Origin of the sequence: Bacteroides caecigallinarum (assembly GCF_016902295.1) — a bacterium.
GTDB classification, from domain to species: Bacteria; Bacteroidota; Bacteroidia; order Bacteroidales; family Bacteroidaceae; genus Phocaeicola; species Phocaeicola caecigallinarum_A.
This window is the reverse complement of sequence record NZ_JACJLQ010000010.1, coordinates 79,139-90,721: the sequence shown is the minus strand read 5'-3', so window position 1 is coordinate 90,721 and position 11,583 is coordinate 79,139. Positions and strand designations below refer to the sequence as shown.

Below are 11,583 nucleotides of genomic sequence, written 5' to 3'. Positions count from 1 at the left end.
TTGTTCATAGCTTTTAGTATGAGTTCTTTGAAGGTGGTACTTAAAGATACTCATTTTCTGTGACATACAGAACTAAAAGCTATATTTTTTTACTTGCGAAACTTAAATAGATAATATACATAAAACCCTGAAAGATGATTTTATAACAGAAATAAAGAGCGGGAGCAGAATTTCTATAGCTGCTTCCTGTTTCTCTATATATGCCTTTCAGGAATTGAAGAAACAGCTTAAAGATATTAAGGAGTTACGTTTTATCTTTACATCTCCAACATTCGTTACAGAGAAAACAGACAAGCAAAAACGTGAGTTTTATATTCCGCGACTTAACCGTGAACGTAGTCTTTACGGTTCTGAGTTTGAGATAAAACTCCGTAATGAACTGTCGCAGAAAGCTATTGCACGTGAGTGTGCGGAGTGGATAAAGAAAAAAGTATGTTTCAAGTCCAACCGTACAAACGAAAACATGATGGGTTTTGTCAATATTGACACAGCCAGCTATATGCCTGTAAACGGGTTCACTACAGTAGATTTGGGCTGTGAGCGAGGAAACAATGCCTACACCATGATTAATAAGATGGAAGCACCGTTCTCGCAGCAGTTTCTTACTTTGTTCGATAATCTCTGGAATGATACCGAAAAAATGCAGGTGGTTACCGATGAGGTACTTGACAATATTACAAATGCCTATAAGGAAAACTCACCAGACTTTATATATTTCGTTACTTTATACAATATATTCAGCGAGTTCCTTGAAGATATTTCCGAAGATGTATTGCCTAACGAGGCTACCGGATTCAAGAACAGTATAATCTGGAACAAACTGTATAATTTCCAGAAAGATGCCTGTCTTGCCATTATAAACAAGCTTGAAAAATATAACGGCTGTATTCTTGCCGACAGTGTTGGTCTGGGTAAGACATTTACCGCACTTTCTGTAATAAAATATTACGAGAACAGAAACAAGTCCGTGTTGGTGTTATGTCCTAAAAAACTTAACGACAACTGGATAACATATCGCAGCAATTATCTGAACAATCCTATAGCTGCCGACCGCCTGAGATACGATATACTGTTTCATTCCGACCTGTCGCGTACAGGCGGAAAGTCTAACGGTCTTGACCTTGCTCATATCAACTGGAGCAATTATGATCTTGTTGTGATAGACGAAAGTCATAATTTCCGTAACGGCGGCAAGGTTACTACAGACGAGAATGATGAAAATCCGAAAGAGAACAGATATCTGCAACTGCTCAATAAGGTAATCCGTAAGGGAGTAAAGACAAAAGTCCTTATGCTTTCTGCCACTCCGGTGAACAACCGTTTCAATGACCTCAAGAACCAGATAGCCCTGGCATACGAAGGCGAGTCTAAGAATATTGACGATTTGCTTGATACACAGAACAGCATTGAGGATATATTTCGTCAAGCTCAGACAGTATATAACCGTTGGTCGAAACTTCCACCGGAACACAGAACTACAAAACGTCTGCTCGATAGTCTTAGCTTTGATTTCTTCGAGGTGCTCGATTCGGTTACAATAGCCAGAAGCCGCCGTCATATAGAGCAGTATTATAATACAGCCGACATAGGCAAGTTTCCTCAAAGACTGAAGCCATTGTCGCGCCGTCCGCATCTTACTGATTTGGACAGTGCGATAAACTATAATGAGATATTTGAACTTCTGCAGAGGCTTAATCTCGCTATATATACCCCGTCGCTGTTTATCCTGCCAAGCAAGATTTCCAAATATGCCAAGTTGAACAGTAATGATGAATATACCGGATTGACTATGGCAGGACGCGAAAGCGGTTTGCGCAAACTTATGAGTGCCAACTTGCTGAAACGTCTGGAAAGTTCTGTAAACTCTTTCCGCCTCACTATAGAACGCATCCGTTCTTTCATCAGTTCCACACTTCAGAAGATTGATGAAACGGATTCATACGAGAACTATGGAATGGTGGCAGAATATGAAATGCCGTACGGTCTTGACATGGACGATGAAGACAGCATTTTCATAGGCGGAAAGAAATCGCAGATTGCGCTTGCCGATATGGACTATATCAGTTGGAAAGAGTTTCTTGAACAGGATATAGAAGTCCTGAATCTGCTTTTGCTTATGCTTGAAGATATAACTCCTGAGCATGACAGCAAGCTACAGCAATTGTTGGCAGACTTGCGCAACAAGATAGAGAACCCTATAAATCCGGGAAACAGGAAAGTGATAATCTTTACCGCTTTCTCTGATACCGCAGAATATCTGTATGACAATCTTGCATCACGGATACTCGAAAAGACAGGACTGCATACGGCTCTGATAACCGGTGATATAGAAGCACGCAGCACTCTGAAATTGAAACAGAAGCTTGATTTCAATACAGTTCTTACGCTGTTTTCGCCTATATCGAAGGAGAAAGCGGCCATATTTCCTAATATCGAAGAGAGTATAGATATACTTATAGCGACCGACTGTATAAGCGAAGGACAGAACCTTCAGGATTGTGACTATCTGATAAATTATGATATCCACTGGAATCCTGTCCGCATAATCCAGCGTTTCGGACGAATAGACCGTATAGGCAGCCGCAACGATGTGATACAGCTTGTCAATTACTGGCCGGATATGACTCTTGATGAATATATCGACCTTAAAGGACGAGTAGAGGCACGCATGAAAGTGTCTGTTATGACATCTACAGGCGATGACAATCCGCTTACGGACGAGGAAAAAGGCGACTTGGAATACCGCCGTGAACAGTTGAAACGCTTGCAGGAAGAAGTGATAGACATAGAGGAAATGAACACAGGAGTGTCTATAATGGACCTCGGACTGAACGAGTTCCGTCTTGACCTGCTCGACTATATGAAGCACAATTCCGATGTAGAGCATACACCGTTCGGTCTTCATGCCATAGTGCCTGCCACGGACGATTGTCCTGCCGGAGTAATTTATGTGTTGAAGAACCGTAACAATTCTGTCAATATAGACAGGAAAAACCGTCTGCATCCATTTTATATGGTCTATATCTCCAATGACGGAGAAGTGGTTATCAATCATCTGTCGCCAAAAGAATTGCTGGACCGTATGCGTTTTCTCTGCAAGGGGATACATGAGCCGGTCAGGGAACTCTGTCACGAGTTTAATCTTGCCACAAACGACGGTAAGGATATGAAACGCTATTCCGACCTTTTGGGAGATGCCGTCAGCTCCATACTTGAGGTAAAGGAATCAAGCGATATTGACAGTTTCCTTAGCGGAGTGCAGGGTAATCTTTTTGCCGACGAAATTAAGGGACTTGACGATTTTGAACTGATTTGTTTTATTGTAATACAGTAAGAACTTTAATTTTCGGTAATTTGGCATAATTCTTTTCGGTAATTTGGCATAGGATTATTCGGTAATTTGGTGTATTAAAAGTAGGAGTTATATCATTATTTTGTATATTTACACCAATGTTATGGCCTTATTATAACGGCCTGTTTGGAATGTCACAAAAGATTTCATAAAAAGATGTACGGCTTACCACAAACCACTGAGATAAAGAAACAACTGCCCAAGAAAGCTATATATGCCAAGTTCGAGCTTGACGCACAGCAGCGTGACAGTTTCGATGCGGATATAAACCGTCTTGACCTGACGGCTTTTGTATCGCCTGCTACAGTGCCGGCCTTATCGGAAGGACAGACAGTTAAGGAGTTCTATCTGATGTGTGTCCGTCTGAAACGAAAGGAATATAATGCCAAGAATATAGTTCTGTTGTCACGACTGATTTCGCAAAATATAGTCTTTGCCTTGCAGTATGAGGATGAAACACAATTAGTGGTGTTCCACACCAAACTGATAAGTTCCTGCTGGAAACCGACAGAAGAAACACGTATAGACCTGTCCGGCTTGAACCTTGATGCTGTATGGGAGAATATCATAAAGCAGGTGGGGCAGATTGATGTGGAGGAAGGAAGGTCGCTTACAGAACAGATACAGGCTGATGAGAAGAAAGCAAAGATTGAGGCACAGATAAAGACTTTGGAGCGCAGACTTGCTACAGAGAAACAGCCGAGGAAGAAAAGGGAGTATTTTGAGATGATAAAGAATTTAAAGGGGAGTATAAGCTAATTCAATATTAGTAATATCTGACAATTTTCTTTGATTGTAACTGTTTTATAGTTACATTTGCGAAAAGGTATATTATAATGGGAAGTAAAGAAAAACTTATAGAACGTTTTAAACGACTACCGAATGATTTCACCTTTGATGAAATGGAAAGGCTATTGTCCATATTCGGATATGAAAAGTCGAATAAGGGCAAGACATCAGGGTCAAGAGTCATATACCACAATGAGAATAAACGTCCGATAATGTTGCACAAACCTCATCCGGGAAACATTATCAAAGGATATGCCATGAAGCAAGTTTTGGATGAATTAAAAGAAGCAGGATTTTTAAAATAAAAAATGGAGGTTACATTATGAATACGCTGACATATAAAGGATACATAGGTTCGGTTTCTTTCAGTGAGAAGGACAATGTTTTTTTCGGGAAGATAGAAGGAATCAACGGGCTGGTAAATTTTGAGGGGGAGAGCGTTAAGGAACTTACAGAGGCTTTCCATGAAGCAGTTGATGATTATCTGGCATATTGTATGGAAGAGGGTATTGAGCCTCACAAAAGCTATTCCGGTTCGCTAAATGTCCGTATATCACCTGAAACTCACAGTAGGATTGCTGTTTTAGCAAAACAGGCCGGTATGTCGATAAACGCATTTATCAAGGCGGCCTTGGAAAAACAGATTGCAACGATGTTGTAGGTTCATATCACATAAAAACAAGTAATAGAGTGGACTCTTGTCTGAATCCACTCTATTACTTTTATAGGTCGTCTTTTTCTAAACAATATATAAGAATACTTGATAAGAAATGGTAAAAAGGTTGTATGGTTATAACCTTTTACATTAAAATATACAAAGTTTTGTGATGCAGTAATAATTGGAATTTTAAGATTATGGAAAAACTGAAAATGCAGAGCCTTGATTTAGTAGGCAACAATATAGATAAGATAGCACAATTGTTTCCAAATTGTGTGACAGAACGAATAGGTAAGGACGGAAAACCGGAATTGGCTATAGACTTTGACAAGCTGAAAGCGGAACTCACTAATGATGTGTTGGAGGAAGGAGAAGAACGCTATCAGTTTACATGGTCGGGAAAGCGTGCTGCATCACGACTTGCCAATGAAACTACTACACAGACTTTGCGCCCGTGTCGTGAGGAGTCTGTGGATTTTGACAATACTCAGAATCTTTATATTGAAGGAGATAACCTGGATGTGCTGAAGGTACTTCGTGAAACTTATCTCGGCAAGGTAAAGATGATTTACATTGACCCGCCTTATAACACAGGAAACGACTTTGTATATAATGATGACTTTGCTCAGGGAAAGACTGAGTTTGAGCAAAATAGCGGATTGTTTGATGAAGAAGGTAATCAGACAATAGACCCTATGCAGCGTAATACTGAGAGTAATGGTAGATTTCATACGGATTGGTTGAATATGATTTACCCTCGTTTAAAGGTTGCTAAGGATTTGCTTACTGATGATGGGGTGATTTTTATTTCAATTGATGATAATGAGCAAAAGAATCTGAAGAATGTATGTGATGAAGTATTTGGTGGGAATAATTTTATCGCTCAGGTTGTGTGGGAAAGGGCATTTTCTCCTAAAAATGATGCAAAATTCGTTTCTAACAGTCATGATTATATTTTGATATATTCAAAAGATGTAAATTGTTTTAAAATTGGTAGATTAGAAAGAACAGCAGAGGCAGATGCAAGATATTCTAATCCAGATAATGATCCACGTGGAGTATGGCAGTCTGATAATATGACAGTTAAGACTTATTCAGCTTCATGTGATTATCCAATAACGACCCCTTCGGGGAGAGTAGTAGAGCCTCCAGCAGGACGCTGCTGGAGTCTCTCACCGAAAGCTTTCGGTGAGAGACTCCGTGATAATCGTATTTGGTTTGGACCTAATGGCGATAATACACCTCGTATAAAAAGATTTCTCTCAGAACTTAAATTTGAAGGAATGGCACCAACTTCAATTTTATTTTATAAAGATGTAGGACATAGCCAAGAAGGAGCACAAGAAGTTATTAAATTATTTGATAATAAAGGAGTTTTTGATGGTCCAAAACCAATAAGACTCTTAAAACGTCTTATTACATTAGCTAATTTGGGTGATAATTCTATTGTACTTGATTTCTTTTCTGGTTCTGCAAGTACAGCTCATGCTTTAATTAAAGTAAATTCAGAAAAAAGTAAACATTGTAAATTTATTCTTGTACAATTCCCTGAAGAAGTAAGTAATACAAAAAAAGACCATGGCTATAAAAACATCTGTGAAATAGGCAAAGAACGTATCCGAAGAGCTGGTAAAAAAATAAAAGATGATGAATTGGATAAGTTAAATGAAGAATTAAATTATTTGGTTTCGCAAAGAGCTTTGGTAGATAATGACTTCTGGTGTAATTCTAATGAACTTGAAAATAAAATTAAAGAATTAGGAGATAAAATAAAAGATTTGCAGCGTCTTGACACCGGTTTCCGTGTCCTAAAACTTGACAGCAGCAATATGAACGATGTATATTATACACCGGAAGAATTCAGCTTGAACACTCTTTTCAGCGAAAACGTAAAAGAGAACAGAACTGCCGAAGACCTTCTCTTCCAGGTGATGCTTGATTTGGGAATAGAACTTTCTGCCAAGATAGAAAAGCAGGAAATAGCAGGTAAGGAAGTCTTTCTTGTGGATGGAAACTATCTTATAGCCTGTTTCGACAAGGATGTGAACGAAACTACTATTACGGAGATAGCAAAAATGCATCCTGTGTATTTCGTTATGAGAGACGCCTCGGCTGCATCGGACAATGTGATAGACAACTTCGACCAGCTGTTTGAAGCATACAGCAAAGATACGGTAAGGAAAATCCTGTAAATATAAGTCCCATGACAAAAGAAGAATTTTATATTGACAAATTGACGGTGTTTGAAGTGGTGGTGAAAGATGCAAATGCTACGGACTTGGAACGAAGTTGTGATGAACTCCGCAAAAACTTGGCAAATCATGGAGAGAAGTTTAACGAGCAGCTTAAACTGCTGATTTTCAGTATTGAATGGTCGGAACTAAGTTCTAATGATATTCTACTTCGTGTGAACTCCGCAAAAACTCCGCACGTACTTTTATGAATAATATTCTAAAACCTGCTATTGCAATGAAATTGGTAGAACCGCTTTATCCGGATAGTCCGCATCATCCTAAACAGAAGTATAGGCTGACAGATATTGGAAAAGCTATGATGAGTGTGTGGAACAAAGAAGAAAAATCCTGTAATTAGAAATATAGAAAATGGAAGACAACAAGATTATAATATACACATCTATTGACGGGCAGACAAAGATTGATGTCAGGATAGAAGATGAAACTTTGTGGCTTACGCAGCAACAAATCGCTGAGTTGTATCAAACGTCAAGAACAAATGTTGTGGAACATATAAAGCATATTTATGAGGAACAGGAACTTGATGAACTTTCAACCTGTCGGAATTTCCGACAGGTTCGTAACGAAGGTAGTAGGCAGGTAGAACGAGATATGATGTTCTATAACCTTGATATGATTATATCTTTGGGGTATAGAATAAAATCGCGTGTAGCTACACATTTCAGACAATGGGCGACACAACGTCTGAAAGAATATATGATAAAGGGGTTTACTCTTGATGATGAGCGTCTTAAAAAACTTGGTGGGGGTGGTTATTGGAAAGAATTGTTGGAACGCATAAGGGATATTCGTGCAACGGAGAAGGTGTTTTACCGCCAGGTACTTGAGATATATGCTACAAGTATTGACTATGATCCAAGAGCTTCAGTATCGCAGGAGTTTTTCAAGAAAGTACAGAACAAGATACACTATGCGGTACATGGGCATACTGCGGCAGAACTGATAGTGGAACGTGCCGATGCTGAAAAGGACTTTATGGGACTATTTACCTTTAAGGGAACTCATCCGACATTGGTTGAGGCAAAGACTGCAAAAAACTATTTGGACGAAAAAGAACTTCGGTCAATGGGGCAGCTTGTTTCCGGATATTTGGATTTTGCGGAACGACAGGCAGAGAGAGAACAGCCTATGACTATGAATGATTGGGCTGCCTATCTGGATAGGATTCTTACAATGTCGGGCGAACAACTTCTGGAGGGTTCCGGTAGTGTGTCGCATATAGAGGCGATGGAACATGCTACAAATGAGTACCGTAAATACAAACAACGCACGATAAGTGACGTGGAACAGGATTACCTTGATTCTATCAGAGCAATTGATGATTTCGGAAAGAAAGGTAAGAAGAATTAAACTGAAAATACAGAAGATAATGAAATTCAACTTTAAGATACAGGCATATCAGACTGAAGCGGTGGAAAACACGGTGGCTGTTTTTGCCGGACAACCGTCGTATGATGTAACACGCTATCGTCGTGACATGGGACGGAACTATCAGAGGAAAACCGATGAAGGGGATGAGTTTGACTTGGGATACCGCAACCGTCAGGTGGAGCTTGACGCAAGACAGTTGCTGAGTAATATCAATTCGGTGCAGAACCTTTATGATATAACTCCCTCTACGGCTCTGATAAAGAGTATGGGAGCGGTGAATCTCGACATTGAGATGGAAACCGGAACCGGTAAGACATACGTGTATATAAAGACTATGTTCGAACTGAACAAGCGATACGGTTGGAGCAAGTTTATTATTGTTGTGCCGAGCATAGCCATTCGTGAGGGAGTGGCGAAGAGTTTCAATATGCTTGAGGAGCATTTCATGGAGCATTACGGTAAAAAGGCCCGCTGGTTTGTGTATAACAGTTCTGACCTTACGAAGCTTGACAGCTTTTCTTCGGATGCAGGACTTAACGTGATGATTATAAACACTCAGGCATTTGCAGCTTCGATGAAAGAAGGTGGACGAAGCAAGGAAAGCCGTATTATCTATTCGGAACGTGACGAGTTCGGAAGCAGAAAGCCTATTGACGTGATAGCTGCCAATAATCCTATCATAATAATGGACGAACCTCAGAAAATGGAGGGAGAGGCTACACAGGCTGGTATAAAGAGATTCAAACCGCTGTTCGTTCTGAATTATTCGGCTACCCACAGAACCCGTCATAACACTGTGTATGCTCTTGACGCGCTGGATGCTTACCGTCAGAAACTTGTCAAGAGAATCCATGTAAAGGGTTTCGAGGTGAAGAATCTGCGTGGTACAAGCGGATATCTTTATCTTGACAATATAGTGCTTTCGCCCAAGCATCCGCCTATGGCGCGTATTGAGATAGAGGTGAAGACCACATCAGGCAATATTGTAAGAAAGATAAAGACTTTTGGAGTTACTGATACCTTGAAAGCTGCATCAGGACTTGCCCAGTATGATAATTTTGTGGTGTCCGAAATCAATCCTCAAGGGTATGTTACTTTCCTGAACGGTGTTACGATAAAGCGTGGAGAGGTGATAGGTGACAGCAGTGAGGAAACTATGCAGAGGGTGCAGATAAGGGAAACAATTCTTTCGCATTTCGAGAAGGAACGCAGGCTGTTCAAGCTCGGCATAAAGTGTCTTTCGCTTTTCTTTATTGATGAAGTGGCTAAGTATAAGAGCTATGATGATGACGTAAATGAGGTGAAAGGTAAGTTCCAGAAGATATTCGAGGAGGAATATGAACGTGTGGCTGCAAACCAGCTGAAAATCTGGGATGAGGAGTATAACAGATATATAAGCCGTTTCTCTGCTCAGGATGTGCATCGCGGATATTTCTCTATTGACAAGAAAACCAACAGGGTTATAGACGGAAAGATAGAGAAGAAGACAGGTATGTCGGATGATATTTCGGCATACGACCTTATTCTTAAAAACAAGGAGAGGCTGCTGAGTTTTGAGGAACCGACGAGATTTATTTTTTCTCATTCCGCTTTGCGCGAGGGTTGGGATAATCCTAACGTATTCCAGATTTGTACGCTGAGGCATTCCAATTCCACTACGGCAAAGCGTCAGGAGGTGGGACGAGGATTGCGTATCTGTGTCGATAAGAACGGTACGAGAATGGATGCCGAACTGCTTGGTGATGAGGTGCATGAGGTGAACAAACTGACTGTTATTGCCAATGAAAGTTATGCCGACTTTACAAGTGCATTGCAGAGTGAAACAAGAGAGGTGTTGAGAGAAAGGGCGGCAAAGGCTACTATAGGTTATTTCCAGGACAAGAAAATCAAGATTGGAGAGGAAATTCATGTGGTTACGGAGTCGGAGGCAAGTCGTATAATTGTATATCTGGAGGACAACGGATATATAGACGAAAATAAGAATATCACTGTAGCATATCGTGAGGCTGTGACTAACGGATGTGTGGCTCCGCTTCCTCTGAAACTTCAGCCTATAGCAGAGGGAGTCACCAGATTGATTAACTCTATCTTTGACCCTAAGGCTTTGGAAGATATGATAGTGGAGGATAAGGTGGTGATTCCGGAAAACAAGCTGAACGATAACTTCAACAAGGAGGAGTTTCAGGCTTTGTGGAAGGAGATTAATCATAAGTATGTATATTCCGTAAGTTATGACAGTGAGGAACTTATAAGGAATGTGATTCTTCATATTGATGCCGAACTGGATGTGAAGCAGTTGAGGTATGTGATGATAGAGGGTACTCAGGATGAGAAAAATGTGGCGGAGTTTGGTGATACGCGTTCGCAATCGCGTACGCTTACTAATGTATGCACTTCTACTGTCAGGTATGATATGGTGGGCGATATTGCCAAGGGTGCAAACCTTACTCGCCGAAGTGTAGTCAGGATTTTGAAGGGTATCAAGGAAAGCAAACTGTATTTCTTCAAGAATAATCCTGAGGAGTTCATACGAAAGGTTATCGGAATAATAAAAGAGCAGAAGTCAACAATGATTGTAGAGGCTATACGTTATAATATGACGGACGGCAAATACGACAGTGAGATTTTCACTTCAAAAAGTAAAATGGATTTTGACAAGGCATACGAGGCTAAAAAGCATGTTACGGACTATGTATTCAGTGACAGTAAAGGAGAAAGAAACTTTGCTCATGACCTTGACGAGGCAAGTGAGGTGGTTGTGTATGCCAAATTGCCGCGTTCATTCCAGATTCCTACTCCTGTAGGTAATTATGCGCCCGACTGGGCTATTGCAATGAAAAGGGATGGCGTGAAACATATATTCTTTATAGCTGAAACAAAAGGTTCGATGTCGTCAATGCAGCTCTCTAAAATAGAGAATGCAAAGATTGACTGTGCTGAAAAGCTGTTTAATTCAATGTCAACAGCCAATGTCAGGTATCATAAAGTAACAAGCTACAATGACCTGATTGACGCGATGAATTCTATAGCGTGATGAATGTTTGCGAAAGGTTTGCAAAGTGTTTAGGATGATATTCTTTAAATACCGTTTAAACACCGTTTAAATAGTATTTAAATATTGTTTAAATAAATAGCAAAGCCGGTCATTCGGAAAATCC

9 protein-coding genes are annotated in these 11,583 nt (G+C 40.2%); all 9 read left to right on the top strand.

The window, feature by feature from the left end:
* The first annotated feature begins 106 nt into the window (after positions 1 to 106).
* The 9 genes from H6A27_RS05090 to H6A27_RS05055 all read left to right on the top strand — a co-directional run bounded on the left by H6A27_RS05090 (position 107) and on the right by H6A27_RS05055 (position 11,459).
* Positions 107 to 3,334, top strand: coding sequence for a helicase-related protein (locus H6A27_RS05090; RefSeq protein ID WP_204507934.1), 3,228 nt, complete (start codon positions 107 to 109; stop codon positions 3,332 to 3,334).
* Between the two features lie 174 nt (positions 3,335 to 3,508).
* The gene (locus H6A27_RS05085) at positions 3,509 to 4,111 is read left to right on the top strand and encodes a DUF4391 domain-containing protein (RefSeq protein WP_204507932.1); all 603 of its coding nucleotides are present in this window, start codon (positions 3,509 to 3,511) and stop codon (positions 4,109 to 4,111) included.
* 77 nt (positions 4,112 to 4,188) lie between these two features.
* A complete protein-coding gene (locus tag H6A27_RS05080; RefSeq protein WP_204507931.1) occupies positions 4,189 to 4,446 on the top strand; it encodes a type II toxin-antitoxin system HicA family toxin in 258 nt (85 codons plus the stop codon).
* Positions 4,447 to 4,463: 17 nt separating this feature from the next.
* On the top strand, positions 4,464 to 4,802 hold the full coding sequence (locus tag H6A27_RS05075; RefSeq protein WP_204507930.1) for a type II toxin-antitoxin system HicB family antitoxin: 339 nt from the start codon (positions 4,464 to 4,466) through the stop codon (positions 4,800 to 4,802).
* A gap of 194 nt (positions 4,803 to 4,996) precedes the next feature.
* Complete coding sequence (locus tag H6A27_RS05070) at positions 4,997 to 6,991, top strand: site-specific DNA-methyltransferase (RefSeq protein ID WP_239469576.1); 1,995 nt, start codon at positions 4,997 to 4,999, stop codon at positions 6,989 to 6,991.
* An 11-nt stretch (positions 6,992 to 7,002) separates the two neighbouring features.
* Positions 7,003 to 7,242: a hypothetical protein gene (locus tag H6A27_RS05065; RefSeq protein WP_204507929.1), complete on the top strand. Its 240-nt coding sequence runs from the start codon at positions 7,003 to 7,005 to the stop codon at positions 7,240 to 7,242.
* Between the two features lie 26 nt (positions 7,243 to 7,268).
* Entirely contained in the window at positions 7,269 to 7,391 is a 123-nt protein-coding gene (locus tag H6A27_RS15420) for a Fic family protein (RefSeq protein WP_262897121.1), read from the top strand.
* An 11-nt stretch (positions 7,392 to 7,402) separates the two neighbouring features.
* Positions 7,403 to 8,404: a virulence RhuM family protein gene (locus H6A27_RS05060; RefSeq protein WP_204507928.1), complete on the top strand. Its 1,002-nt coding sequence runs from the start codon at positions 7,403 to 7,405 to the stop codon at positions 8,402 to 8,404.
* The gene (locus H6A27_RS05055; protein WP_239469575.1) at positions 8,373 to 11,459 is read left to right on the top strand and encodes a type III restriction-modification system endonuclease; all 3,087 of its coding nucleotides are present in this window, start codon (positions 8,373 to 8,375) and stop codon (positions 11,457 to 11,459) included. The genes H6A27_RS05060 and H6A27_RS05055 overlap by 32 nt, the downstream gene beginning before the upstream one ends.
* Positions 11,460 to 11,583 lie beyond the last annotated feature (124 nt).

Excerpts from the sequence above, each read along its gene's own strand:
- H6A27_RS05085 (WP_204507932.1), top strand. The coding sequence starts at position 3,509 with ATGTACGGCTTACCACAAACCACTGAGATAAAGAAACAACTGCCCAAG.
- H6A27_RS05080 (WP_204507931.1), top strand. The coding sequence starts at position 4,189 with ATGGGAAGTAAAGAAAAACTTATAGAACGTTTTAAACGACTACCGAAT.
- H6A27_RS05075 (WP_204507930.1), top strand. The coding sequence starts at position 4,464 with ATGAATACGCTGACATATAAAGGATACATAGGTTCGGTTTCTTTCAGT.
- H6A27_RS05070 (WP_239469576.1), top strand. The coding sequence starts at position 4,997 with ATGGAAAAACTGAAAATGCAGAGCCTTGATTTAGTAGGCAACAATATA.
- H6A27_RS05065 (WP_204507929.1), top strand. The coding sequence starts at position 7,003 with ATGACAAAAGAAGAATTTTATATTGACAAATTGACGGTGTTTGAAGTG.
- H6A27_RS15420 (WP_262897121.1), top strand. The coding sequence starts at position 7,269 with ATGAAATTGGTAGAACCGCTTTATCCGGATAGTCCGCATCATCCTAAA.
- H6A27_RS05060 (WP_204507928.1), top strand. The coding sequence starts at position 7,403 with ATGGAAGACAACAAGATTATAATATACACATCTATTGACGGGCAGACA.
- H6A27_RS05055 (WP_239469575.1), top strand. The coding sequence starts at position 8,373 with ATGATTTCGGAAAGAAAGGTAAGAAGAATTAAACTGAAAATACAGAAG.